At 54.6% G+C, this 26,998-nt stretch carries 19 protein-coding genes and 1 pseudogene; 10 read left to right on the top strand and 10 right to left on the bottom strand.

Annotated elements, in window-relative coordinates; genetic code table 11:
* Positions 1-39 precede the first annotated feature (39 nt).
* Positions 40-282 (bottom strand): hypothetical protein, encoded by a 243-nt coding sequence (locus tag KXR87_RS02835; RefSeq protein ID WP_437430753.1) that lies wholly within the window; start codon positions 280-282, stop codon positions 40-42.
* Between the two features lie 117 nt (positions 283-399).
* Between KXR87_RS02835 and rcsD the strand changes: the two genes are divergently transcribed.
* Together rcsD and rcsB are read left to right on the top strand one after the other, a co-directional pair.
* Positions 400-3,069 (top strand): phosphotransferase RcsD, encoded by a 2,670-nt coding sequence (gene rcsD, locus KXR87_RS02830; RefSeq protein WP_437430752.1) that lies wholly within the window; start codon positions 400-402, stop codon positions 3,067-3,069.
* 17 nt (positions 3,070-3,086) lie between these two features.
* Positions 3,087-3,737 carry a response regulator transcription factor RcsB gene (gene rcsB, locus KXR87_RS02825; protein WP_437430751.1) on the top strand — a complete coding sequence of 217 codons (651 nt, stop codon included), beginning with the start codon at positions 3,087-3,089 and terminating at the stop codon, positions 3,735-3,737.
* A gap of 36 nt (positions 3,738-3,773) precedes the next feature.
* Here the strand turns inward: rcsB and rcsC are convergent, their stop codons facing one another.
* The gene (gene rcsC / locus KXR87_RS02820; protein WP_437430750.1) at positions 3,774-6,620 is read right to left on the bottom strand and encodes a two-component system sensor histidine kinase RcsC; all 2,847 of its coding nucleotides are present in this window, start codon (positions 6,618-6,620) and stop codon (positions 3,774-3,776) included.
* Between the two features lie 112 nt (positions 6,621-6,732).
* Positions 6,733-9,372: a DNA topoisomerase (ATP-hydrolyzing) subunit A gene (gene gyrA, locus KXR87_RS02815; protein WP_437430749.1), complete on the bottom strand. Its 2,640-nt coding sequence runs from the start codon at positions 9,370-9,372 to the stop codon at positions 6,733-6,735.
* Positions 9,373-9,530: 158 nt separating this feature from the next.
* Between gyrA and ubiG the strand changes: the two genes are divergently transcribed.
* The 4 genes from ubiG to yfaE all read left to right on the top strand — a co-directional run bounded on the left by ubiG (position 9,531) and on the right by yfaE (position 14,379).
* Positions 9,531-10,259: a bifunctional 2-polyprenyl-6-hydroxyphenol methylase/3-demethylubiquinol 3-O-methyltransferase UbiG gene (gene ubiG / locus KXR87_RS02810; RefSeq protein ID WP_437430748.1), complete on the top strand. Its 729-nt coding sequence runs from the start codon at positions 9,531-9,533 to the stop codon at positions 10,257-10,259.
* A gap of 344 nt (positions 10,260-10,603) precedes the next feature.
* Positions 10,604-12,889, top strand: coding sequence for a class 1a ribonucleoside-diphosphate reductase subunit alpha (nrdA, locus tag KXR87_RS02805; protein WP_437430747.1), 2,286 nt, complete (start codon positions 10,604-10,606; stop codon positions 12,887-12,889).
* A gap of 105 nt (positions 12,890-12,994) precedes the next feature.
* Entirely contained in the window at positions 12,995-14,125 is a 1,131-nt protein-coding gene (nrdB, locus tag KXR87_RS02800) for a class Ia ribonucleoside-diphosphate reductase subunit beta (RefSeq protein WP_437430746.1), read from the top strand.
* Complete coding sequence (gene yfaE / locus KXR87_RS02795) at positions 14,125-14,379, top strand: class I ribonucleotide reductase maintenance protein YfaE (protein ID WP_437430745.1); 255 nt, start codon at positions 14,125-14,127, stop codon at positions 14,377-14,379. The genes nrdB and yfaE overlap by 1 nt, the downstream gene beginning before the upstream one ends.
* 30 nt (positions 14,380-14,409) lie before the next feature.
* Here yfaE and glpT read toward each other — a convergent pair whose 3' ends face one another.
* Positions 14,410-15,762, bottom strand: coding sequence for a glycerol-3-phosphate transporter (glpT, locus tag KXR87_RS02790; RefSeq protein WP_437430744.1), 1,353 nt, complete (start codon positions 15,760-15,762; stop codon positions 14,410-14,412).
* Between the two features lie 275 nt (positions 15,763-16,037).
* Here glpT and glpA point away from each other — a divergent pair, with 275 nt between their 5' ends.
* From glpA to glpC, 3 genes and pseudogenes are all read left to right on the top strand, one after another.
* Positions 16,038-17,660: an anaerobic glycerol-3-phosphate dehydrogenase subunit A gene (glpA, locus tag KXR87_RS02785; RefSeq protein ID WP_437430743.1), complete on the top strand. Its 1,623-nt coding sequence runs from the start codon at positions 16,038-16,040 to the stop codon at positions 17,658-17,660.
* Complete coding sequence (gene glpB, locus KXR87_RS02780; RefSeq protein WP_437430742.1) at positions 17,650-18,906, top strand: glycerol-3-phosphate dehydrogenase subunit GlpB; 1,257 nt, start codon at positions 17,650-17,652, stop codon at positions 18,904-18,906. The genes glpA and glpB overlap by 11 nt, the downstream gene beginning before the upstream one ends.
* Positions 18,903-20,087: pseudogene (gene glpC, locus KXR87_RS02775) on the top strand (anaerobic glycerol-3-phosphate dehydrogenase subunit GlpC); the annotation flags it as partial. The gene glpB and the pseudogene glpC, both read left to right, overlap by 4 nt.
* Before the next feature lie 43 nt (positions 20,088-20,130).
* On the opposite strand, the gene yfaU reads toward glpC, so the two are convergent.
* The 6 genes from yfaU to KXR87_RS02745 form a co-directional block, all read right to left on the bottom strand.
* Positions 20,131-20,940, bottom strand: a complete 810-nt coding sequence (yfaU, locus tag KXR87_RS02770) for a 2-keto-3-deoxy-L-rhamnonate aldolase (RefSeq protein ID WP_437430741.1) — start codon at positions 20,938-20,940, stop codon at positions 20,131-20,133.
* 14 nt (positions 20,941-20,954) lie between these two features.
* A complete protein-coding gene (locus KXR87_RS02765) occupies positions 20,955-22,241 on the bottom strand; it encodes an MFS transporter (protein WP_437430740.1) in 1,287 nt (428 codons plus the stop codon).
* A gap of 49 nt (positions 22,242-22,290) precedes the next feature.
* Positions 22,291-23,496, bottom strand: a complete 1,206-nt coding sequence (gene rhmD / locus KXR87_RS02760) for an L-rhamnonate dehydratase (protein WP_437430739.1) — start codon at positions 23,494-23,496, stop codon at positions 22,291-22,293.
* Positions 23,497-23,509: 13 nt separating this feature from the next.
* Entirely contained in the window at positions 23,510-24,292 is a 783-nt protein-coding gene (locus KXR87_RS02755) for an IclR family transcriptional regulator (RefSeq protein WP_437430738.1), read from the bottom strand.
* A gap of 206 nt (positions 24,293-24,498) precedes the next feature.
* Positions 24,499-25,698, bottom strand: coding sequence for a nicotinamide mononucleotide deamidase-related protein YfaY (locus KXR87_RS02750; RefSeq protein WP_437430737.1), 1,200 nt, complete (start codon positions 25,696-25,698; stop codon positions 24,499-24,501).
* 97 nt (positions 25,699-25,795) lie between these two features.
* Positions 25,796-26,338 carry a YfaZ family outer membrane protein gene (locus tag KXR87_RS02745; protein WP_437430736.1) on the bottom strand — a complete coding sequence of 181 codons (543 nt, stop codon included), beginning with the start codon at positions 26,336-26,338 and terminating at the stop codon, positions 25,796-25,798.
* A gap of 189 nt (positions 26,339-26,527) precedes the next feature.
* Here KXR87_RS02745 and nudI point away from each other — a divergent pair, with 189 nt between their 5' ends.
* Positions 26,528-26,953 (top strand): nucleoside triphosphatase NudI, encoded by a 426-nt coding sequence (nudI, locus tag KXR87_RS02740; RefSeq protein ID WP_437430735.1) that lies wholly within the window; start codon positions 26,528-26,530, stop codon positions 26,951-26,953.
* Positions 26,954-26,998 lie beyond the last annotated feature (45 nt).

Below are 26,998 nucleotides of genomic sequence, written 5' to 3'. Positions count from 1 at the left end.
GATTTATCCTAAAAATCGATAATTTGTAATGACTATTAATTAATCAGACCCCATGCCACAAAATCGCCCCTTCATTATTTTTAAATTAATATCTTGGTAATTTGTGCGGTTTACTTCAGTGACAGGGGAAATATTGCGCATTATTCGCACATATTGTGCAATTTCTACCGCATCGTTTAAAAAAGAGGCTTTTCTTTTGCTGGCCAGGCACTTGCCTGTAAGAGGGTCTGGAAATTCATTGCGTACCCGATATACTGCCTGCAGTACACTGCTCTGCAACATAACATCTACAGGACTGCCACGACTGCTGGCTGGCTCGTATGGCATGGCAGCAATAATGTCTCAACGCAGGCGTTGAGTTTCTTCTGCAGTGCTGTCATTACGGGTTTATACACACGAATGAGTCGATCGGACACCATGATCCCTGGCAAGTTTTCCCTGATACCGGGCAACATCACCCGCTTCTTCCTTCTTTTAACCATCGTTCTGCTGGTGACGATGGGTGTGATGATTCAAAGCGCCGTCAACGCCTGGCTTAAAGACAAAAGCTATCAGGTCGTTGATATCACGCACGCGATGCACAAACGGATTGATACCTGGCGTTACGCGACCTGGCAGATTTATGACAACATCGCCGCGGCGTCGTCAAACGGTAGCAGTGACGGGCTTCAAGAAACCCGGCTCAAACAGGATGTCTACTATCTGGAAAAACCACGGCGTAAAACCGAAGCGCTAATTTTCGGCTCGCATGACAGCTCAACGCTGGAGATGACGCAGCGCATCTCCTCTTATCTGGATACGCTCTGGGGTGCTGAGACCATTCCCTGGTCTATGTACTACCTTAACGGCCAGGATAACAGCATGATCCTGGTCTCTACCCTGCCGTTAAAAGATCTGTCTTCGGGCTTTAAAGAGTCGGCGATTGGCGGCATTGTTGACTCCCGACGCGCCGAGATGTTGCAACAGGCTAACGCGCTTGATGAGCGTGAGAGTTTCTCCACGTTGCGCCATCTCGCCTGGCAGAACGGGCACTACTTTACGTTGCGCACGACCTTTAATCAGCCAGGTCACCTGGCAACCGTGGTGGCCTTCGATCTGCCGATTAACGATCTCATCCCCCCTGGCATGGCGCTCGACAGCTTCCGCCTTGAAAACGATCCGACTCAAACCAATCTTCGCACTCAGGATAAAGAAGGCGCTGACAGCGTCATCATTAATTTCAACAGTTCTAAAATTGAGATAGCCTCCTCGCTGAACACCACCGGCCTGCGGCTGGTCTGGCAGGTGCCGTTTGGAACGCTTCTGCTGGATACGCTGCAAAATATTCTGCTACCGCTGCTGCTCAATATTGGCCTGCTGGCGTTAGCGCTTTTTGGCTATACCACGTTTCGCCATCAGCCGGGCCGCAGTAACGATAGCCTGGCTCCCAGTGCGAACAGTAATGAGCTGCGCATGATGCGTGCCTTTAATGAAGAGATTGTGTCACTGCTGCCACTGGGGCTGCTGGTGCACGATCAGGAGGCCAACCGCACGGTGCTGAGTAATAAAATTGCTGACCACCTGCTGCCCCACCTGAATTTGCAAAACATCACCTCGATGGCAGACCAGCATCAGGGGGTTATCCAGGCCACCATTAATAATGAACTGTATGAAATTCGCCAGTTCCGTAGTCAGGTCGCCTCCCGCACGCAGATTTTCATCATTCGCGATCAGGACAGAGAAGTGCTGGTAAATAAAAAGCTTAAACAGGCACAGCGCTTGTATGAGAAAAACCAGCAGGGACGTGCCGCCTTTATGCAGAACATTGGCGATGCCCTTAAACAGCCCGTGAACGCACTGGTCAGCGAAGCAGCCGCGCTGGGTGAAAAAGAGACAAACCAGCTTGCCAACCACGCCGAAGCGATTGCCCGACTGGTGGACGATATTCAACTGGCGAATATGCTGGAAAACGACAGCTGGAAAGGACAGTCCACCCAGTTCTCTATTCAGGATTTAATTGATGAAGTCGTGCCGCAGGTGCTGCCGGTTATCAAACGGAAAGGGCTGCAGCTTCTCATCAACAATGCGCTTCCGGCCAACGAAATGCGCCACGGCGATCGCGATGCCCTACTGAAGATCCTCCTGCTGTTGATTCACTATGCGGTGACCACCACGCAAATTGGCAAAGTCACCCTTGAGGTGAGCCGCGACGAGTCAGCGGACGATCGCCTCACCTTCCGCATTCTGGACACCGGTAACGGGGTCTCCTCCAGCGAAATAGATAACCTGCATTTCCCGTTCCTGAATGCAACCCAGGAGGATCAGTACGGTAAAGCCAACGCGCTGACCTTCTGGCTTTGTGACCAACTGGCGAGAAAGCTTGGGGGGCATCTCAACATCAAAGCCCGGGAAGAGCTAGGAACGCGTTACTCCCTGCATATGAAGATGGCCGCCCGCTCGCAGCAGGTGGAAGAAGAAGAGCGGTTACTTGACGATGTCGTCGCGATGATTGATATCACCTCCAGCGAAATCCGTAATATCGTGGTTCGTCAGCTGGAAAACTGGGGAGCAACCTGTATCTCCCCGGATGAACGACAATTAAGTCAAGAGTTTGACCTGTTTTTAACGGATAATCCGTCTAATCTTACATCCTCGGGCTTGCTTTTAAGCGATGATGAGGCGGGTGTGCGGAAAATTGGTCCCGGCCAGTTACGCGTCAACTTTAATATGAGCAATGCAATGCAGGAAGCCGTATTGCAACTCATCGAAGAACAGCTTGCCCAGGAAGAGGTAGTGGCGTCACCGCTCGGGGGCGATGCAAACGTCGAACTCCACGCCAGCGGCTATTATGCGCTGTTTGTTGACACAGTACCGGATGATGTTAAGAGGTTGTATACTGAGTCAGCGCTGAGCGATTTCGCTGCACTGGCGCAGACAGCGCACCGCCTTAAAGGGGTGTTTGCCATGCTCAATTTGGTTCCTGGTAAGCAGTTGTGTGAAACGCTGGAGCAGTTAATTCGTGAGAAGGATGCTCCAGGCATAGAAAATTACATCAGCGACATTGACGCTTACGTCAAGAGCTTGCTGTAGCAAGGTAGCCTAAATACATGAACAATATGAACGTAATTATTGCCGATGACCATCCGATTGTACTGTTCGGTATTCGTAAATCACTCGAACAAATCGAATGGGTTAATGTCGTTGGCGAATTTGAAGACTCCACAGCACTCATCAATAATCTGCCGAAACTGGACGCCCATGTTTTAATCTCTGACCTCTCCATGCCGGGCGACAAATACGGTGATGGCATCACGCTGATTAAGTATATCAAGCGTCACTTCCCTAACCTGTCGATCATTGTCCTGACAATGAACAACAACCCGGCGATCCTGAGCGCGGTACTGGATTTGGATATCGAAGGGATTGTGCTGAAACAGGGTGCGCCGACCGATCTGCCGAAAGCCCTGGCGGCGCTGCAGAAAGGCAAAAAATTTACCCCGGAAAGCGTCTCCCGTCTGCTGGAAAAAATCAGCGCAGGCGGTTACGGAGACAAGCGCCTGTCGCCTAAAGAGAGTGAAGTGCTGCGTCTGTTCGCGGAAGGCTTCCTGGTCACTGAAATTGCCAAGAAACTCAACCGCAGTATCAAGACCATCAGTAGCCAGAAAAAATCGGCCATGATGAAGCTGGGCGTTGAAAATGATATCGCCCTGCTGAACTATCTCTCCTCCGTCACCCTGACACAGACTGAGAAAGAGTAATCCTCATAACCCCGGCGCCCGCCGGGGTTTGTTTTTCTAACGTCTGCCTTTTCTGACCTGCGCGCTGTACTGAGCAAGCGTCACTTTGAGCACATCCAGCGTCACCGGTTTCGAGAGACAGCTATCCATACCCGACTCAAGGCATCGCTGTTTCTCTTCGGCCAGCGCGTTTGCCGTCACGCCAATGACGGGTAGAGCAAGTCCCATCTCGCGAATACGCTGGGTCAGTCGATACCCGTCCATGTTTGGCATATTAACGTCACTCAGGACAATATCGATTTTGTTTTTACTCATGACATTCAGGGCATCCACCCCGTCGGCGGCGGTTTTACAGTAATACCCAAGCGATCCAAGTTGATCGGCGAGCAGACGGCGGTTAATAGGATGATCGTCAACCACCAGTATCATCAGGTCATCATTTTGGGTTTCAATGTTGCCCGGTGCGGCCAGTGTATTGCTCGCCTCAGGCACATCAATTTCAATACGGTAAATATGCCCCATCAGCGCAATCACATCATGGGGCGAGGCGACACTCAGGACCCACTCCCCGGTGGCGCGTTCTAACGGTACCCCGATATGCCGACGACAGAACTGTAGCGCTGCCCTACCGCTCCAGTTTGCCGGTAACTCATCATCAGTGATAAAGGTATCCTGCCCATCCAGCTCCCGCCCGTCCCAGGTTTTCGCCACGATGCCATTATGGGCCAGCAGAGTGCGAAGATAGCTGGACAGAAACGCGTTGCGCACCGACAGCCAGCAACAGGTATTTTTCAGTCCATCCACATCCAGAGGCAATGGCGCGACGGCATTATAAAGCGGAATACGAAGAGTGAACTGACTGCCCATACCCGGTTCGGTATCAACGGAAATATCCCCGTCCATCATATTGACGAGCTTTTCACAAATCGCCAGTCCCAGTCCCGTCCCCTGGAAGTTACGTTGTACCCCTGTCCCTACCTGGAAGAAGGGGTCGAAAAGCCGCACAACCTCTTTGCCGGGGATCCCGACGCCCGTATCGCGCACGCGGATACTGAGGTAATGCTCATCGCTGCGCACGTGCAGCATAATGCAGCCGATGTCGGTGAACTTAATCGCATTACTGAGCAGGTTAGAGATAACCTGTTGCAGTCGCATCGGGTCACCATTGAGGGTGGCGGGGACATCAGGCTCAATGAAGCAGTAGAGGCCCAGCTGTTTTCGTACCACCAGCGGCGCGTAGTTCGCCGTAATGTGATTCATCACCTCGCGCGGGGAGAACTCACGCGGTTCAATTTTCAGCTGTTCCGATTCGATTTTTGAGAAATCGAGGATATCGCTAATAATCTTCAGTAACAGGCTGGAGGAGTTGTTCATGGCGGTAACCAGCCTGTCCACGCCCTGCGGCAGGGTTTTGGTTTGCAGCAGATCAAGGTTACCAATGATGCCGTAGAGTGGCGTGCGCAGTTCGTGGCTGACGGTGGCCAGGAACATCGATTTTGACTGGCTGGCCTGCTCTGCCGCCTGAGCCATCTCCTGTAACGACTCTTCCATTTTGACACGCGCAGAGACATCCACCAGAACGCAGATGGCCACGTTTTCATTCCGGTAGCGCGAATGCACAAAGCTAATCTGCAAATTGGTATTGTTACTGGTCAGCACATCGACAAAGTTAACCTGCTGCCCGCAGATGATTTGCGTTAACCGCTGTCTGTCCTCATGGGTGAGCATGTTCAGGTAATTATGCGCCAGTTCGTTACTCAAAATGTTGGTGCCATCCAGCGTGCGCAGAATACAGATCCCAACGGGCGCAGAGGCGACGATTTTACGGTTGAACTGCTCGTGCTCCTCCAGCCGCTGGGCATCCGTTTCGGCGGGAATAAAAATCCGCCGTTCGTACATACGCGCCAGGGTAAAGAGCGCCACCCCCACCAGAATATTGAGCAGCACTGCATTGAGGACCAGCATTCTGATGCGCTCAAGCACCAGATCGACCGGTACGGAGTAGACAATGCTCAGTGAGGACGGCGGCATACTCTTTTTAAGAACCAGCTCATGGAAACCAGAGCTGTATCCAAACCAGGTTCGGGTCTGCATCCAGCGCGGGTCAATCTCAAGATGGTTTTCTGGCCCGGCAAGGGAGATAAGGGGGTGGCCGTTTTCATCCAGCACCGTCACCCCCATCGGCAGGCTGCCAGGGGTGTAAAAATTCTCCATCCGAATGGACTGTTCAGTGCCCAGCAGCGCCTGAAGACGATTGCCCAGATAGACCGGCGTTAGTGCGAAGAAATACCCCACCCCCGGTCTTGCCCCCTGGCTCATCCAGTACAGATTATTACCGCGCTCTTCCTGCGGCGCGTTGCGGTATTTCATGATCCGCTCATGCAGGCTGGTCAGGGTATTATCCCGCTCAACCGGCACGTCTCGCAGGCCAAAATCCGCTACGCAGAGGTTTTCATTACCAATCAGGAAGACGCGGTTGAGATCATAGGCTGCGGAGAAATTGTCGCGCCAGTAGCGCATGAACCAGGTCAGGGATTCGAGTGAACCTCGCCAGGCGCTGCCCATGCGTGAACAGTCTGAATCGGGAAATAAGGGCTGAAACTCCGGTACTTCGCCCCTGGCATTAAGCCCACGGGTAGAGAGTATACCGTTCTCGGCGGTCAGCCGGTTTTCCGCAATATACTTCAGCTCTTTCATCACGTCCGATGTTCGCTGAATATACCGCTGGGCCTGATCGGCACTGATATTGATTTCCTGACGTATTTCCGACTCTTTATCGCGTAACGCAGTAACGATGTAGAACACCGAAAATAAGGCAATCAATAACCAGAGTACCAGCGCCAGCGCGCGGAAAAGGTAACGGGATACCTTAAGGGTACTGCGAAAAGAGACGAGGTATTTCAACCTGGGGAAGCTCCGCCTGGGGGGGTGAATAAAGTGAGGTTAAAGTAGCGTTAAAACGCTGATGCCGCAACGGAAAGAGAAAGGGCCGGATAACCGGCCCTGCTAAGTCAGATTATTCGTCAGCGTCGTTGGCTTCGTCGCCCGCGCCATCGTCAACTTCCGGGGCGATATCCTCATCCCCTTCCGCGACGCTACCGTCGATGGAGTCGAGTTCTTCGTCATCCACCGGCTCGGCCACGCGCTGCAGACCTACAACGTTTTCATCTTCCGCAGTACGGATAAGAATCACGCCCTGGGTGTTACGCCCTACCACGCTGATTTCCGATACGCGGGTACGCACCAGCGTGCCAGCATCCGTAATCATCATGATCTGGTCGGTATCAGTCACCTGCACTGCACCCACCACTGCGCCATTACGCTCGGTCACCTTGATGGAAATAACGCCCTGCGTGCCGCGCGATTTGGTCGGATATTCAGCTTCAGCGGTACGTTTACCATAACCGTTTTGTGTCACAGTCAGGATAGCACCTTCGCCGCGAGGAATGATCAGCGACACGACCTTATCTTCGCCCGCCAGTTTAATACCGCGCACCCCGGTTGCCGTACGGCCCATCGCACGCACTGCGTCTTCTTTAAAGCGCACCACTTTCCCTGCGGCAGAGAACAGCATGGCTTCGTCCTGACCTGAAGTCAGATCGACGCCAATCAGTTCATCACCCTCATTGAGGTTAACGGCGATGATACCCGCAGAGCGCGGACGGCTGAACTCAGTGAGCGCCGTTTTCTTCACGGTACCGCTGGCGGTAGCCATGAAGACGCTGACGCCTTCTTCGTATTCACGCACCGGCAGAATAGCCGTAATACGTTCATTGGCCTCCAGCGGTAGCAGGTTAACGATAGGACGACCACGCGCACCACGGCTCGCTTCCGGCAGCTGATAGACTTTCATCCAGTACAGGCGGCCACGGCTGGAGAAGCAGAGGATAGTGTCATGGGTGTTGGCCACCAGCAGGCGGTCAATGAAATCTTCTTCTTTAATGCGCGCTGCTGACTTGCCTTTACCGCCACGACGCTGCGCTTCGTAGTCGGTGAGCGGCTGATACTTCACATAGCCCTGGTGAGACAGCGTCACCACAACGTCTTCCTGATTGATCAGGTCTTCGATGTTGATGTCCGCGCTGTTGGCGGTAATTTCCGTGCGACGCGCATCGCCGAACTGATCGCGGATCAGCTCAAGCTCTTCGCGAATAACTTCCATCAGGCGATCGGCGCTACCAAGGATGTTAAGCAGTTCAGCAATCTGTTCCAGCAACTCTTTGTATTCGTCGAGCAGTTTTTCATGCTCAAGGCCGGTCAGCTTCTGCAAACGCAGATCGAGAATCGCCTGGGCCTGCTGTTCAGTCAGGTAGTACTGACCGTCACGCACGCCAAACTCAGGTTCCAGCCACTCCGGACGCGCGGCATCATCTCCAGCACGCTCCAGCATCGCTGACACATTGCCCAGATCCCAGGAGCGGGCCACCAGGCCTGCTTTCGCCTCAGCCGGGGTCGGAGCACGACGAATCAACTCAATGATCGGGTCGATATTCGCCAGCGCCACAGCCAGCGCTTCCAGAATGTGCGCACGATCGCGGGCTTTACGCAGTTCGAAAATAGTACGACGCGTCACCACTTCACGACGGTGACGAACAAACGCAGAAAGAATATCTTTCAGGTTCATGATCTTCGGTTGACCGTGGTGCAGTGCCACCATGTTGATACCGAAGGAGACCTGGAGCTGCGTCTGCGAATAGAGGTTATTCAGTACGACTTCGCCGACCGCATCGCGTTTGATCTCAATAACGACACGCATACCGTCTTTATCAGACTCGTCACGCAGCGCACTGATACCTTCAACGCGTTTTTCTTTGACCAGCTCGGCGATTTTCTCAATCAGGCGTGCTTTGTTCACCTGATACGGAATTTCATGCACGATGATGGTTTCACGGCCTGTTTTGGCGTCCGCTTCGACCTCCGCGCGCGCGCGGATATAAATCTTGCCACGGCCGGTACGGTAGGCCTCTTCAATACCACGGCGACCATTGATGATCGCCGCCGTCGGGAAGTCCGGGCCAGGAATGTGTTCCATCAGCCCTTCAACGCTGATGTTTTCATCGTCGATATAGGCCAGACAGCCGTTAATGACTTCTGTCAGGTTATGGGGAGGAATGTTGGTTGCCATCCCTACGGCAATACCGGATGAGCCGTTCACCAGCAGGTTTGGCACCCTGGTCGGCATAACATCGGGGATTTTTTCCGTGCCGTCGTAGTTATCGACAAAATCGACGGTCTCTTTTTCAAGATCGGCCATCAGCTCGTGCGCGATTTTCGACATACGGATTTCCGTATAACGCATCGCGGCGGCGGAGTCGCCATCTACCGAGCCAAAGTTACCCTGGCCATCAACCAGCATGTAACGTAAGGAGAATGGCTGTGCCATACGAACGATGGTGTCATAAACGGCGGTATCACCATGAGGGTGGTATTTACCGATGACGTCACCCACGACACGGGCAGATTTTTTGTAGGCTTTGTTCCAGTCATTGCCCAATACGTTCATGGCGTAAAGTACGCGACGGTGAACCGGTTTTAAGCCATCGCGGACATCTGGTAACGCGCGGCCAACAATGACCGACATGGCGTAATCCAGATAGGAGCTTTTCAGCTCTTCCTCGATGTTAACCGGTGTAATTTCTCTCGCAAGGTCGCTCATCTAACCGCTATCCCTCTACTGTATCCCGGATTCAAAGGTCGCAAATTATAACACAACCGTAATGAATCAGGTAAAGGGAAAGACCCCGTGCAACGCTTTATTCATGCCTGCGGGCTGTTATACTCATCCGTCTTGAAAAAAAAGGAGTCATTGCGCCCATGAATGCCGAAAAAACATCGGATGCTCAAAACGTTGACCAGGCTGAAATCGCCAAATTTGAAGCCGTGGCATCACGTTGGTGGGATCTGGAGGGGGAATTTAAACCCCTGCATCGCATCAACCCGCTGCGTCTTGACTATATTGCCGGCCGTGCCGGAGGCTTATTTGGCAAAACGGTGTTAGATGTTGGCTGCGGCGGCGGCATCCTCGCTGAAAGCATGGCCCGTGAAGGCGCGCATGTTACCGGGCTTGATATGGGTTTTGAGCCGTTACAGGTCGCGCGACTGCATGCGCTGGAGTCCGGCATCACCGTCGATTATGTTCAGGAAACGGTTGAAGACCATGCGGCACAAAATCCGCAGCGTTACGATGTGGTGACCTGCATGGAGATGCTGGAGCATGTGCCAGACCCGCAGTCAGTGGTACGCGCCTGTGCGCAGTTGGTCAAACCCGGCGGTCACGTCTTCTTTTCTACCATTAACCGCAATGGTAAGGCCTGGCTGATGGCGGTTGTGGGGGCCGAATACGTATTAAAGATGGTGCCCAGGGGCACGCATGACGTTAAAAAATTCATTAAGCCTGCCGAGTTGCTGGACTGGGTCAGCGCGAGCGGTCTGCAGGAGCGTCACATAACCGGGCTGCATTATAATCCGCTGCTTAACCGTTTTAAGCTCGCCCCCGGCGTGGATGTTAACTATATGTTGCATACAAGCGCAAAAAACGTCTGACGTCATGCGCAATGCTTATAAAGATTGCACGACATCATGTGGTGCAATCTTTCCTTCCGCTGAAGAAATCGGCATTTGATCATATTTTCTATTTTTTTTATCCAATATTGACATTCCCGCCAGGCCTTATGCGACGAGGACTTAGCGTTTATTACCCTTTTGCAACCTCAAATTAACCTCAAAATCAACTCTTGTACTCAAAAGAATCCTTACTAGAATACTCACCATATAGCGTTTCTCTTATCTAAAACCCCCTATATATAGTATTTATCCACAGAGTTAGTCACAAGGCTGCTTTGTGGATAAGCGGGGGATATTTTTATTCACGGACAGGTAAATCTTACATGAATCAGAGTCTACTGGTGACAAAGCGCGATGGCGCGACAGAACGCATCAATCTCGACAAAATTCATCGGGTGCTGGATTGGGCGGCAGAGGGGCTGACCAATGTGTCTATTTCCCAGGTGGAATTGCGTTCACATATCCAGTTTTATGACGGTATCAAGACCTCTGATATCCATGAGACCATCATTAAGGCGGCCGCGGACCTGATTTCCCGTGACGCCCCGGATTACCAGTACCTCGCCGCGCGCCTGGCCATTTTCCATCTGCGTAAAAAAGCATACGGTCAGTTCGAACCGCCAGCACTCTATGATCATGTTGTTAAGATGGTTGAGCTTGGCAAATACGACACGCATCTGCTGGAAGACTACACGGAAGAAGAGTTCAAGCAGATGGACGGGTTTATCGACCACTGGCGCGATATGAACTTCTCCTACGCGGCGGTAAAACAGCTCGAAGGTAAGTACCTGGTGCAGAACCGCGTCACCGGTGAAATCTACGAGAGCGCCCAGTTCCTTTACATGCTGGTCGCCGCCTGCCTCTTCTCCGGCTATCCGCGTGAGACCCGTCTCGATTACGTGAAGCGTTTTTATGACGCGGTGTCGCTGTTTAAGATCTCACTGCCAACGCCTATCATGTCCGGCGTGCGTACTCCGACCCGCCAGTTCAGCTCCTGCGTGTTGATTGAGTGCGGCGACAGCCTGGATTCAATCAATGCCACCTCCAGCGCCATTGTGAAATACGTTTCCCAGCGCGCCGGTATCGGCATCAACGCCGGTCGCATTCGTGCGCTGGGCAGCCCGATTCGTGGCGGCGAAGCGTTCCATACCGGCTGTGTTCCGTTCTATAAACACTTCCAGACCGCCGTCAAATCCTGTTCGCAAGGCGGTGTGCGCGGTGGTGCGGCAACCCTTTTCTACCCGATGTGGCACCTGGAAGTTGAAAGCCTGCTGGTCCTGAAAAACAACCGTGGCGTGGAAGGTAACCGCGTTCGTCATATGGACTACGGTGTGCAGATCAACAAGCTGATGTACACCCGTCTGCTGAAGGGTGAAGAGATCACCCTGTTCAGCCCGTCCGACGTCCCGGGCCTGTATGATGCGTTCTTCGCCGATCAGGACGAATTCGAGCGTCTGTACACTCGTTACGAAAAAGATGACAGCATCCGTAAGCAGCGCGTGAAAGCGGTGGAACTGTTCTCTCTGATGATGCAGGAACGTGCCTCTACCGGCCGTATCTACATCCAGAACGTCGACCACTGCAACACCCACAGCCCGTTTGACCCGGTAGTAGCGCCGGTGCGCCAGTCCAACCTGTGCCTGGAAATTGCGCTGCCGACCAAACCGCTTAACGATGTGAATGACGAAAACGGCGAAATTGCGCTGTGTACGCTTTCAGCATTCAACCTGGGTGCTATTTCAAACCTGGATGAACTGGAAGATTTGGCGGTGCTTGCCGTCCGTGCGCTGGACGCCCTTCTGGACTATCAGGATTACCCGATTCTGGCGGCGAAACGTGGTGCAATGGGCCGCCGTACCCTGGGTATTGGTGTTATCAACTACGCCTACTGGCTGGCGAAAAATGGCAAGCGTTACTCTGACGGCAGCGCCAATAACCTGACGCATCAGACCTTTGAAGCCATTCAGTATTACCTGCTGAAAGCCTCAAACGAACTGGCGAAGGAGCAAGGTGCCTGCCCGTGGTTCAATGAAACCACTTACGCCAAAGGTATTCTGCCGATCGATACCTATAAAAAAGACCTGGATGCTATCACCAGCGAGCCGCTGCATTATGACTGGGAGCAGCTTCGCGAATCCGTGAAAACACACGGTCTGCGTAACTCCACCCTCTCTGCGTTGATGCCGTCTGAGACCTCTTCGCAGATCTCTAACGCCACTAACGGCATTGAGCCGCCGCGCGGTCATGTCAGCATCAAAGCCTCCAAAGACGGCATCCTGCGTCAGGTTGTGCCGGATTACGAGCTCCTGAAAAACAACTATGAACTGCTGTGGGATATGCCTAATAACGATGGCTATCTGCAACTGGTGGGTATCATGCAGAAATTTATCGACCAGTCGATCTCTGCGAACACCAACTACGATCCGTCGCGCTTCCCGTCAGGAAAAGTGCCGATGCAGCAGTTGCTGAAAGACCTGCTCACCGCCTATAAATTCGGCGTGAAAACCCTGTACTATCAGAACACCCGCGACGGTGCTGAAGATGCGCAGGACGATCTGGCACCGTCTATTCAGGACGATGGCTGCGAAAGCGGCGCATGTAAGATCTAATAATGCATACCCTCCCCTGACCACTGCTCCGTGCGGTCTTCTCCCTCGCCCCTTCGGGGAGAGGGTCGGGGTGAGGGGAACAATCAATAACAGGACTCACATCGAATGGCCTATACCACTTTTTCACAGACGAAAAATAATCAGCTGCTGGAACCTATGTTCTTCGGTCAGCCGGTGAACGTGGCGCGCTACGATCAGCAAAAATATGACATCTTCGAAAAGCTGATCGAAAAGCAACTCTCCTTTTTCTGGCGTCCGGAAGAAGTGGACGTTTCCCGCGACCGCATTGATTACCAGGCGCTGCCGGATCACGAAAAACATATTTTCATCAGCAACCTGAAATATCAGACGCTGCTGGACTCTATTCAGGGTCGTAGCCCGAACGTAGCGCTGCTGCCGCTGATCTCAATTCCCGAGCTGGAAACCTGGGTGGAGACCTGGGCCTTCTCAGAGACTATCCACTCCCGCTCCTATACCCACATTATCCGTAACATCGTCAACGATCCCTCGGTGGTTTTTGATGACATTGTGACGAATGAACAGATCCAGAAACGTGCGGAAGGGATTGCCCATTACTACGACTCGCTGATCGAGATGACCAGCTACTGGCATCTGCTGGGGGAAGGCACGCATACCGTTAACGGTAAAACCGTGACCGTGAACCTGCGTGAGCTGAAAAAGCAACTCTATCTGTGCCTGATGAGTGTTAATGCCCTGGAAGCCATTCGCTTCTACGTTAGCTTCGCCTGCTCTTTCGCCTTTGCCGAGCGCGAGCTGATGGAAGGCAACGCCAAAATCATCCGTCTGATTGCCCGTGATGAAGCCCTGCATCTGACCGGCACTCAGCATATGCTGAACCTGCTGCGTTCCGGGGCCGACGACCCGGAAATGGCGGAGATCGCCGAGGAGTGCAAGCAGGAGTGCTATGACCTGTTTGTTCAGGCTGCCGTGCAGGAAAAAGAGTGGGCAGAATACCTGTTCCGCGACGGCTCCATGATTGGCCTGAATAAAGACATTCTCTGGCAGTACATTGAGTACATCACTAATATCCGCATGCAGGCGGTCGGTCTGGATCTGCCGTTCCAGACCCGCTCTAACCCCATTCCGTGGATCAACACCTGGCTGGTATCTGACAACGTGCAGGTTGCCCCACAGGAAGTGGAAGTGAGTTCCTATCTGGTCGGCCAGATCGACTCTGAAGTCGATACTGACGATCTGAGCAACTTCCAGCTCTGATGACACGCGTAACCCTGCGTCTGACGGGCACTGAGCTTCAGTGTCAGGAAGAGCACCCTTCTCTGCTGGTGGCGCTGGAGTCACACCGGGTGACGGTAGAGTATCAGTGTCGTGAAGGCTATTGCGGTTCGTGCCGCTGCCGCCTGGTCTCAGGCCAGGTGGACTGGCTGACTGAACCGCTGGCCTTCATCCAGCCGGACGAAATTTTGCCCTGCTGTTGCCGGGCAAAAGGCGATATTGAGATTGAGATGTAAAAAAGGGCCTTTCGGCCCTTTTTTATGACGTTACTGACGCTTCGTCGCTACCTGCGCATGGTGTCTGCGCTCACCGATCATGACCACTATCAGCAGTAGCACCGCCAGGATACTGCCGCCGATCATCACCATAAAGCCGCCGTCCCAGCCGAAGAAGTCGACCGTGTAGCCGACGATGGCGCTGGCCGCCACCGACCCGCCAAGGTAGCCAAACAGGCCGGTAAAGCCTGCGGCCGTTCCGGCCGCTTTTTTCGGTGCCAGCTCAAGCGCATGCAGGCCAATCAGCATGACCGGGCCGTAAATCAGGAAGCCGATGACAATCATACAGGCCATGTCCACGTGCGGATTGCCCGGCGGGTTAAGCCAGTAAACCACGGTGGCAATGGTCACCAGCGTCATAAAGAAGACGCCTGTCGCGCCACGGTTGCCCCGGAACACTTTATCGGACATCCAGCCGCAGAGTAAGGTGCCAGGGATCCCGGCATATTCGTAGAGGAAATAGGCCCAGGAGGACTTATCCAGCGCGAAGTGCTTAACCTCTTTAAGATAGGTGGGTGACCAGTCAAGAATGCCGTAACGCAGCAGGTAAACGAATACGTTAGCGATGGCGATATACCACAGCAGACGGTTCGGGAAGACGTACTGCATAAAGATCTGCTTCGCCGTCAGCTCCTCTTCCGCTTTGTCACTGTAATCGTCCGGATAATCGTTTTTGTACTCTTCAATCGGCGGCAAGCCACAGGACTGCGGCGTGTCACGCATCATGGCAAAGGCAAACAGCGCCACGATGATCGCGCCGAATGCTGGCATATAAAGTGCCGCCCGCCAGTCGTTAAACCAGGCCATCCCCAGCAGGAACAGCAGCGGTGGAATACCGCCGCCCACATTGTGCGCGCAGTTCCAGACAGAGACTATCCCGCCGCGCTCCTTCTGCGACCACCAGTGCACCATGGTGCGCCCGCAGGGTGGCCAGCCCATGCCCTGAAACCAGCCGCACAAAAATAGCAGAACAAACATTACAGCGATGCTGGAGGTGGCCCAGGGCACAAAGCCCATAAACAGCATGACGGCAGCGGCAAGAATCAATCCGGCCGGAAGAAATACCCGCGGATTCGAGCGATCCGACACCGAGCCCATGATGAACTTGGAAAATCCGTAAGCAATGGAGATGCCGGACAGCGCGAACCCCAAATCCCCACGGGAGAACCCCTGCTCCACCAGATAGGGCATCGCGAGAGCAAAGTTTTTGCGTACCAGGTAATAGGCAGCGTAACCAAAGAAAATGCCCAGGAAAATCTGCCATCGCAGGCGTCGATAGAGAGGATCAACGTGTGCAGGGGCAACTCTCTCCCGATGCGCTTCAGGTCTGAAAATACTCAGCATATTAGCCTCCGTGGCGTGTATTTCTCGTTATTTATTACTGTCATGAGTGAAAACGAAACTACGGTATGTTTCTGCGGCCCTAATAGTAAGGAAAGTCTAATAAGAAAAACGCAACTGTCGCTGTTTATGTTACAGAATTATGACAAAGCTCCAGGTTCACGCAGCAAACGTCCTTTTCATTTTCGTTTTTTGTTCGAATATGCGCGATATCAAACAAACCACAGTGCCAGTGTGGCTAAATGTGAAAAATGATTTCGCGGTGGAAGGACTGGACGATGAGCAACGTAAATGACTTCGATGTCATCATCATTGGCGCAGGGGCGACCGGGGCCGGGATCGCCCGGGACTGCGCCCTGCGGGGTCTGCGGGCGGCGCTGGTTGAACGCCATGATATTGCCACGGGTGCAACGGGCCGCAACCACGGTTTACTGCACAGCGGCGCACGTTATGCAGTGACGGATAACGAATCCGCACGGGAGTGCATCGCAGAAAACCAGATCCTCAAACGTATTGCCAGCCACTGCATTGAACCGACCGGCGGGCTGTTCATCACGCTGCCGGAAGATGACATGGCGTATCAGCAGCGCTTTATTGCTGCCTGTCAGAAAGCAGGCATCAATGCAGAGGCCATTACGCCTGAAGCAGCAATACGCATTGAACCCAGCGTCAATCCGACGCTGACGGGCGCGGTACGCGTACCGGACGGCACCGTCGACCCCTTCCGTCTGACCGCCAGCAATATGCTCGATGCACGTGAACATGGGGCAGTGATCCTGACCGGGCATGCGGTCTGCGGTCTGATTCGCCACGGAGACCGGGTGTCTGGCGTGCAGCTGCTTCACCCTCAGTCTCACGACGTTTATGCCCTGCATGCGCCGGTGGTGGTGAACGCTGCCGGGATTTGGGGGCAACAGATTGCGGAATACGCCGATCTGCGCATCCGTATGTTCCCGGCGAAGGGTGCCTTACTCATCCTCGATCACCGCATCAATCAGCAAGTGATTAACCGCTGCCGCAAACCGGCTGACGCCGACATACTGGTACCGGGCGACACTATTTCTCTGATTGGCACCACCTCCACCCACATTGATTACCGGGACATCGATAACACCCGGGTCACGCCGCAGGAGGTGGATATTTTACTGCGCGAAGGGGAGAAACTGGCCCCCCGCATGGCGCAAACGCGCATCCTGCGCGGCTACGCCGGCGTCCGTCCGCTGGTCGCCAGTGATGATGATCCAACCGGACGTAACGTCAGTCGCGGCATTGTTCTGCTCGATCACGCTGCGCGTGACGGTATGGAAGGGTTTATTACCATAACCGGCGGCAAGCTGATGACATACCGGCTAATGGCGGAGTGGGCAACCGACGCGGTCTGCCGCAAACTCAATCACAGCGCCGCCTGTACCACGGCGATAACCCCTCTGCCTGGCTCCCAACAACCCACGGAAAAAACGCTGGAGAGGATTATCTCTCTGCCCGTTCCGCTACGTGGTTCAGTCGTCTATCGTCACGGGGACCGCACCCCGGACTGGCTGGGAAGCCATCGTCACAACCGTAGCCTGGTCTGCGAATGCGAAGCGGTGACCGCGGGCGAGGTCCGGTATGCCGTGGAAAATCTTAACGTCACCTCCCTGCTGGATTTACGTCGCCGTACCCGCGTGGGAATGGGCACCTGCCAGGGCGAACTATGTGCCTGCCGCGCCGCGGGCCTGCTTGCCAGTCTGCGGGTCACCCATGACACGCAGTCACTGCAACAGCTTTCTGCATTTCTGAATGAGCGCTGGAAAGGGGTGAAGCCCATCGCCTGGGGCGATGCGCTGCGCGAAAGCGAATTTACCCGCTGGGTTTATCAGGGACTGTGCGGGCTGGAGAAGGAGTCATCTCATGAAGTTTGATACGGTCATCATTGGCGGCGGGCTGGCCGGTTTACTGTGCGGCATTCGTTTGCAGGCACAGGGCCAGCGCTGTGCCATCGTCAGCCGTGGGCAGAGCGCCCTCAGCTTCTCCTCCGGCTCGCTCGATCTGCTCTCCCATCTGCCAGACGGTAAGCCGGTGGAAGCGATAGATGATGCGGTTAACGCCCTGCGCGCCATGCACACTCCTCACCCGTATGCCCTGCTCGGCGCGCAACGTGTCCATCACTACGCGACACTCGCCCAAACCCTGCTGGCAGAGTGCGGTGTCGCGCTTCAGGGCGATGTCGACGCGCCCCATCAGCGTGTTACTCCCCTTGGGACCTTTCGCCAGGCGTGGTTAAGCCCTGTTGAAGTGCCTCTTAAACCGGCGACCAGCAGCGCCATTGGCGTGACAGGTATCAGTGGTTTTCTGGATTTTCAGCCATCGCTCATCGCCGCCTCGCTTCGTGACCACGGCATCAATGCCAGTGCAGAAGAGATAGAGTTACCAGTGCTGGACAGGCTTCGCGATAACCCCAGTGAGTTTCGCTCAGTGACTATCGCCAGGGTTCTCGATAATCCGGACAACTACGATGAACTCTATCGCGCCCTGCTCCCACTTAGCCGCCGCTACGACATGCTCTATCTGCCAGCCTGTTTTGGGCTGACCAACAGTGAGGTTTTTGCCGCGCTAAATCAGTCACTTTCTTGCCCGATATTCCTGCTGCCGACCCTTCCGCCTTCGGTGCCAGGCTCCCGAATGCAGACCCTGCTGCAACAGCGTTTTGTACGCAGTGGCGGCACCTGGATGCCCGGCGACGAGGTGATGAATGCCAGCATGGTAGAAAACCGGGTTACCACTCTCTGGACGCGCAAAAATGAAGACATTCCGCTCACCGCAGCGCATGTGGTTCTTGCCAGTGGCAGCTTCTTCAGTAATGGCCTGATAGCGGAGCGCACAAAGGTACGTGAAGCCGTGTTTAACCTCGATGTGCTTGAACATGGCGCACGTGAAACGTGGTACCGCGACGATCTCTTTGATGCCCAGCCGTGGCAGCAATTCGGCGTAGTGACGGACGAGAAGCTCCACGGGCTGCGTGGTGGAGAGAAAGTGGAGAATCTGTACGTTATCGGCTCGGTGCTGGGCGGATTTGATGCCATAGCACAAGGGTGCGGCGGCGGGGTTTGTGCCGTTACGGCCCTGTTTGCTGCCGATGAAATCTGCGCTGCAGGAGAGAATAAATGACAATCACCCGGTTTGAAAGCTGCATCAAATGCACCGCCTGCACCACCGTCTGCCCGGTAAGTGCGGTCAATCCCCTCTACCCCGGCCCAAAACAATCCGGCCCCGACGGTGAACGCCTGCGCCTGAAAGATCCGGCGCTGTTCGACGAGGCGCTAAAGTATTGCACCAACTGTAAACGGTGCGAAACGGCCTGTCCGTCCGGGGTGAAAATTGGTGACATCATTCAGCGCGCCAAAGCAAAACATGCGCCCGGAACGCGCTCCTTACGTAACGCTATTCTCAGCCACACCGACGTGATGGGGTCTCTGTCCACCCCCTTTGCTCCACTGGTTAATGCCGCTACGGGGCTAAAACCCGTCCGTCAGTTGCTGGATGCGGCGCTGAAAATCGACCATCGCCGCATGCTGCCAAAATATGCAACCGGCACCTTCCGCCGCTGGTATCGTTCGGTCGCAGAACAGCAGAAAAACTTCACTCAGCAGGTGGCGTTCTTCCACGGCTGTTACGTCAACTACAATAACCCGCAGTTGGGTAAAGACATGCTGAAGGTGCTCAATGCGATGGGGATCGGCGTGCAGTTGCTGGAAAAAGAGAAATGTTGTGGCGTGCCGCTTATCGCCAATGGCTATATCGAAAAAGCTAAAAAGCAGGCCGAATTTAATCTACAGGCCATTGAACAACGCGTGAATAACGATGGTTTAGCGATCATTGCCACCTCCACGACCTGCACCTTTACGCTGCGAGACGAATACCCGCATTTGCTGGGGGTGGATAACGAGCATCTGCGCTCACATATCGATCTGGCTACCCGCTGGGTCTGGCGCAAACTGGCGGACGGGGCTGAATTACCGTTGCGCACCCTGCCTTTAAAAGTGGTCTATCATACCCCCTGCCATATGGAGAAAATGGGCTGGACGCATTACACCCTTGACCTGCTGCGACGCATTCCAGGGCTTGAACTGACGGTGCTGGACTCTCGTTGCTGCGGTATCGCGGGCACATGGGGCTTCAAACGCGAGAACTATCCTACCTCTCAGGCCATCGGCGATCCTTTATTCCGCCAGATTGAAGAGAGCGGCGCTGATCTTGTGGTCTGCGACTGCGAAACCTGTAAATGGCAGATTGAGATGTCCACCAGCAAACGCTGCGAGCACCCTTTCACCCTGCTGGCTCAGGCGCTGCGCCAGGCTAACCCCGCCAGCGACGACGCTGGCGGGAAGTTGCTTAGTAGCTCGTTTTTTGCGCGGCCGGGCTGACGACAGTTTTGAACTGCGCAAGGCGATTATCCAGCGCTTCGGTATAGAGCATGGTATCGACGCCGACGGCGACAAAGTTCGCTCCCCACGCCAGCGCCTGATGCGCCATCTGCGGATCCACCGCCAGGAAACCTGCTGCTTTTCCTGCTGCCCGAATACGCTTCAGGGCATCCTGGATCAGGCGTTGCACCTCCGGATGACCGGCGTTATCAGGGTAACCCAGCGAGGCGGAGAGATCGGCCGGACCGATAAACACCCCATCAATCCCCTCCACCGTCAAAATCTCATCGAGATTCTCCAGCGCCAGTTTGCTCTCTACCTGAATCAGCAGGCAAAGCTCCTCATTGGCACGTGCCATATAGCGTTCAACCCGCCCCCAGCGTGCCGCGCGGGCGACGCCAGCCCCGACACCTCTCACTCCCTCCGGGGGATAACGTGTGGCCGCCACGATATCCCGCGCCTGCTGCGCGCTGTCCACCATAGGAATAAGCAGCGTTCTTGCGCCGATATCCAGCACCTGTTTAATCAGTGCCCGGTCTCCTTCCACCGGGCGAATCACCGGCTGGCTGGCATACGGGGCAATGGCCTGCAGCTGGTGATAAAGATCCTGAACGGTGTTGGGCGCATGTTCCCCATCAATTAACAGCCAGTCGTAGCCGGAGGTCGCCGCTATCTCTGCCATATAGGAGGATGTTGAGCTGAGCCACAATCCAATCTGGGTCTCACCCTTACGCAACCCGGCTTTAAAGGGGTTAGATAAAATCGCCTCTGCATTCATTTACGTGTCCTTCTCTATTGATGCGCGTTGTGCTGCGCCACCTGACGCGTCACGCTTAATGTGAAAATGATCAGCGACCCCGCAATGGCGACGGCAGCCAGCGTCAGCAGCCCGGCAGCGCTGCTGGCAAACATGGTTTCGGCTTTAACCCGGATAATGGGCGCCAGAAATCCACCCACTGCGCCAAAGAGGTTCACAAATCCAATCCCCGCCGCCAGCGCCGTGCCGGATAACAGCTGGGTGGGCATGGTCCAGAAGACCGGCTGTACCGCAATAAATCCCACGGCGGCTACGCACAGGGCGAGGATTGCCAGCACCGGTGAGACCAGTCCCGAGATACCGATTCCCAGTCCGGCGGCCAGCAGGGTGAAGGCGGCGATGTTGCGACGCTCACCGGTTTTGTCGGAGTAACGGGGAATAAGCCAGGTGCCGAACAGTGCGGCAACCCAGGGAATGGCCGTCACTACCGAGGCGGTAAAGCCAACTTTGGTGCCCAGTAATGCCGCCACCTGGGTGGGCAGGAAGAAGATAAGCCCATAGACCGCCACCTGAATCGTCATATAGATAATCGCCAGTTGCCACACCCGCCCGTTACGTAATGCATCAGAGAGACGCGAGGTGACTTTGGTCTCCTCTTCAGAGGCAAGCTGCCGGGTTAGCACCTCTTTTTCATCGGCAGTCAGAAAGCGGGCCTGTTCCGGTGTATCGTCCAGCCAGTAGAAGGTGAAGATCCCCGCGCCCACCGCGAGCAGCCCCTCAATCAGGAACATCCAGAACCAGCCGGGGTGCCCCATAAAGCCGTGCATCTCAAGCAGTGCACCAGAGAGCGGCGATCCGAGCGTCAGGGCCAGCGGTGCCCCCATATAAAACAGCCCCATGATGCTGGCCCGGTTACGCTGGGGGAACCACTGGGAGGTCAGGTAGATCATACCGGGGAAGAAACCGGCTTCGGCAGCGCCTAACAACGTGCGTACCAGTAAAAACTTCGCTTCGGTATCCGCCCATGCCATTGCCGCAGACAAAAATCCCCACAACAGCGTGGTACCGCCAATCCAGTAGCGGGCGCCAAATTTGCGCATCAGCAGGTTCGCCGGCACCCCTAAAAAGGCATAAACAACAAAAAAGATCCCCGCCCCCAGGGCATAGGCTTCATTACTCAAGCCGGTATCAATCTGGTAAGTCTCTTTCGCAAAACCAATGTTGGAGCGATCGAGAAACGCAAGCACATACAGCATCAGCATAAACGGGATCAAACGGGCGCGGTTTTTCTTCACCACGCTGGCAAGCAAGGTCGTGTTCATGAATGATTCCTTGGACGCCCGCCGCGCGACAGGGCGCGGCAGATGAACATTAATGGCTGTAAGGACGCTTCAGGTTGCAGTCGCGGTTGAGTTCAACGCCAAACCCGGGTTTATCGAGCACGGATTTATGAATACGGCCCTTCTCCGGCACCGGTTCATCGAGCAGGATGGGATCGAACTGCGGACGCAGGGTGGCGCAGTCCGGACTGGTCATTAAAAACTCACTGAACGGCGTATTGGTGAAGGTGATCACCGCGTGGTGGGAATAGACGGAAGAACCGTGCGGCACCACCAGCTGCCCACGCGCCTTGGCAATGGCGGCTATCTCCACAAGCGTGGTCAACCCGCCACACCAGCCGACGTCCGGCTGCATGATGTCGATGCCGGTCTCCGACAGCGTCCGAAATGATTGCAGGGTGCCGTGGTGCTCGCCGCTGGTCACCATCATGCCGGCTGGCGCATTACGTTTGAGTTCACGGTAGCCTTCGTATTGCTGCGGCGGCAGACACTCTTCAATCCATTTGAGGTTGTACGGCGCACAGGCGTGGGCCAGTTTTGTCGCGTAGTTCACGTCCTGACTCATCCAGCAATCGAGCATCAGCCAGAAGTCTTCACCGCATTTTTCACGGTATTCCGCCACCATCGCCGCATCTTTGCGGATCCCTGCATCCCCGTCGTGCGGTCCCCAGTGGGTAGGCATTTTACCGCCGATGAAGCCCATCTCTTTGGCTAAATCCGGTCGTGCACCGGTGGCGTAGAACTGTATTTCTTCGCGCACTGCGCCGCCCAGAAGTTTATACACCGGCAGCCCCACGACTTTGCCGAACAGATCCCAGAGCGCCAGATCGACACAGGAAATCGTGTTCATTACCAGGCCGCCGGAGCCCGCGTAGTAGTAAGTCGCCCCCAGCATCTGGTCGTGAATGAGCTTGATGTCACTGACGCATTTGCCCTCGATAAAACGGTTGAGATGCTTTTCAACGATGAAACAGCCCATCTCGCCAGCGGTGGTGACGGCAAAGCCGGTCTGACCGTTTTCAGCCTCCACCTCCACTATCAGCGTACCGAGTACATTAATGCCAAAAGACTGACGGGACTGCTCATACTCTTTGTATTTACTCATGGGGGTCGCAATATGACTGTCAATCCAGTGATCTGCCCCCTGGTCATGATAATCACCGCCGCCTGCGCCTTTTTCAGCCGTGGCTCCGCCGGTAAACCAGGCGCGGACATGTTTAATTTTCGGTAGGGTCATGATGTTCTCCTTGTTATGAGGCTTGTTTTTCGAAGGGGCTCATCCACCCCAACAGACGGGAAATATCTTTCGCGCAGGCGATGGCCTTACCGGCGAGATAGTCCCGGTTATCTTCATTAATTTGCAGGCAGGTACCGACGACAGAGATGGCTGCGGTGAGTGTGTCACTGGCGTTAAAAACGGGAGCAGCGACACAGCGGACGTCGGGATAATCTTCCCCGTTGTCATAGCTCCAGCCGCAGGCGCGAATGCGCAGTAACTCATTCTGCAGGGCTTCTGGCCCGCTAATCGTCGTTGGGGTGGTTTTTTCCCACTCAAGCTTTTGAATGATCTCATCGCGCACCACGGGAGATTGCCAGGCCAGCAGACATTTCCCGATACCTGAACGGTGAAGGGAGAGACTTTTGCCTTCGTGGGAACGCACACTGATGGTTGAGGAAGACTCTATTTTGAGAATGTAATAGGCGTTGGCGTTATCGATAATACCCAGGTGGCAGAGCAGCCCGGTCTCGTCCATGAGACGAGTCAGGCGAGGACGAGCAATTTCGCGAAGATCCATTTTGCTGAGCGCCTGTCCGGCAAGTTCAACCAGCTTTGTCCACAGGCAAAAATTATCCTGGCTGTCCGTGCGCAGCAGCCGCTCTTTTTTTAATTCGCCAAGAAGCAGATACGCCGTACTTTTGGGGATGCCGGTTTTTTCAATAATGGTTGCCGCGCTACAGGGCCCTACGCTGGCAATAAGATTAAGTATTTGAATGGCACGGGTAAGTGCCGGGACTTTACTTGATTCCAACATACTGGACTCCGGTCTCAGGGATTGGAATCAGTGTTGCGGCCTGGCGCGGAGAATTTTGTGAAGCACGTCATGAAGCGTGGACTGTCTGACCCTTTGCACAAAATCATGAGAAGATTTGTGAGAGGCCACACAGATTTTTTTACGATGAGTACAACCGGCTGGACAAAAAATGAGGGAGGTCAAGTAAACCTCCCTTTAAGAACAAATTATTCCACCGTCAGCGTGTCGACGACGTTAACCCATCCATGCTCACTGGTGAGATCTTTACCCAGTAACCAGCGGCGCAACATGTTCAGCGCCATCATCGCGCACACCTCCTGACGCACCGCCAGGCTATGTCGGTTGGTGTTGAACTTCACGCGCAACGCATGAGTGCCTTCGGGTGTCGCCAGGGCAAAATTCAGATATTCCTCCTCAAGCCCCGTCACGGTTAACGCCAGGCCTGCAAGATGCCGGTCGCGCAGGCCCGCTGCCCAGCGTGCTGCCTGCAGCAGGGCTTCATCCTGTGAGGGAAGCACCTCACTGACCAACAACGGTGCGCCGGCGCGGGAAAGCTGCAGCGCCACCAGTCCAGCCGTAAATTGTTCGCTCACTGTCAGACTCAACTGGCGCTCACGCAAATGCCGGGCAATAAGCGCAGGCAACCCTTCCGTGCCTTCGAAAATAAGACTTTCACCGGCAACCCGTTTGACTTCAGGCCACAAGGCGTCCATTGCCTGCTTATGTTCCGCAGGTCCGGTAAGTTTTAGCTCAATGATGGGCATGGAAGAGCGATAGCCCATGACCACCCCTTGCGGTAAGGCGAGATGCGCCAGATTTTGCGCAAGGTCGCTTTCTGAGCGGCCAAAGGTGGTCAGGCGCAGGCAAACCGGCGGCGCAGGTAGCGTGAAGCGGGCTCGAATACGGGGCAAAATCTCCTGCTCGACCATCACCTTAAATTCTGAAGGTACGCCGGGTGTAAAGAACATCAGGCAGCGGTTAAGCTGGACGGCAAAACCACAGGCAGTCCCGACCGGATTATCCACAAGCTCTGCGCTGGCGGGAATTTCGGCCTGCTTACGGTTGCTCGGTGCCATCACGCGGCCACGTTCGCTGAAGAACCGCTCCATGTGGGTAAGCCACTCTTGGTGCATAACGAGTGACTCCCCTTTAGCAGTGGCAGCGGCAAGCGCGCTGAGATCGTCGCTGGTCGGGCCTAAGCCACCGTTTACGATAAGGATATCGGCATGTTCACTGCGCTCGCGCAGGATGGCCACCAGGTCATTCAGGTTGTCTCCCACGGTGTTACGGCGGGTGAGCGGTACGCCCTGATTAAAGAAAAAATCTGCCAGCCAGGCTGCATTAGTATCCACGATTTGCCCATGCAGCACTTCATCGCCGGTTGACAGCATCTCCACATTTAACATTATTTTCTCCTGCAATAGCGGTCGAAATACTATAACGCATGGGTGAGGGAAAGGCGGGAAGAAACTGGCGCAACGAAGGTCGCGCCAGAAAAAGCCATCAGAAGCTCGCGTTGACGCCGACGTACGGACCGTCAGCCACGGTGCTGTCGCGTTTGCCGTCTTTGCCTGTCAGTTCGACATAACGGTAACCGGCTTCAATACTCAGCGGGCGCAGAATAGTAAAGCGTGCGCCTGCATTCGCTTCTTTGTAATCATCCACGCCGCTGGAGAGAGAGTCCGGGGAGTAGTAATACTCACCAAACAAGCGGAAGCTGTCAGTGACCTGCCATGCCAGACCGCCACCGACCGCGGCGGCATAGCCTTCGCTGCCTTCATTAGGGTTGAGATAGACCCCTTTTCCACCGACAGTGCCCATAAACGGGCCAAGCGGAAGATTAAACCCGAGACCCAGGCCAGCAATATCGCCATCGTTGTCGTTATGCGCCCAGTTGCCGCTCAGTGCCAGACCGCTGCTTTCCGTCCCCATGCCTACGCCAAGGTTGGTGTAATGCTCGCCTACCTGTCCGCTCAGACTGATTGCGTTTGCCCCCGTTGATACCAAAAGAGATGCCGCCAGGGCCATAAAAGCTAATTTTTTCATTTCCATATTCCGCGCAAAAAGGATCTAACAATCAAAGCGGCTGATTGTACGATCTTTTTTTTCGTCGGGAGCGAACTAAAAATGAATTGTTACACCAATTGCTGATTTTTATTCTTTTCATGGCATGAACTGCATAATCAGTCGGTAAATGGTATAACCCTTTCACTGCGTGTGGATAAGGATAAGACGATGCGACAGAGAACCATTGTGTGCCCGCTGATTCAAAATAATGGCGACTATTTGCTCTGCAAAATGGCCGACGATCGTGGCGTGTTTCCCGGACAATGGGCGCTTTCGGGCGGCGGCGTTGAACCCGGTGAAAGGATTGAAGAGGCGTTACGCCGTGAGATCCGCGAAGAACTGGGGGGCAACATTGTGCTGGAAAGTATAACCCCGTGGACGTTTCGCGATGATGTGCGCCTGAAAACCTACGCTGACGGCAGTAAAGAGGAAATTCATATGCTTTATCTGATCTTCGACTGCGTCAGTGCAAACCGCGATATTACGCTCAATGAAGAGTTTCAGGCGTTTGCCTGGGTCGCTCCGGCTGATTTAGCGAATTACGATCTGAACGTTGCCACCCGTCAAACCCTGGCGCTTAAAGGCGTGCTCTAAGGCCGGTTATCTGGCACACAAGGGCTGAACCGGTGCCAGCCCTTC

It is taken from the genome of Yokenella regensburgei (assembly GCF_051486985.1).
In the GTDB taxonomy this organism is placed as follows: Bacteria; Pseudomonadota; Gammaproteobacteria; order Enterobacterales; family Enterobacteriaceae; genus CBFFRJ01.
Note: the sequence above shows the minus strand (reverse complement) of the source record. Positions and strands in the feature narration are given on the sequence as shown.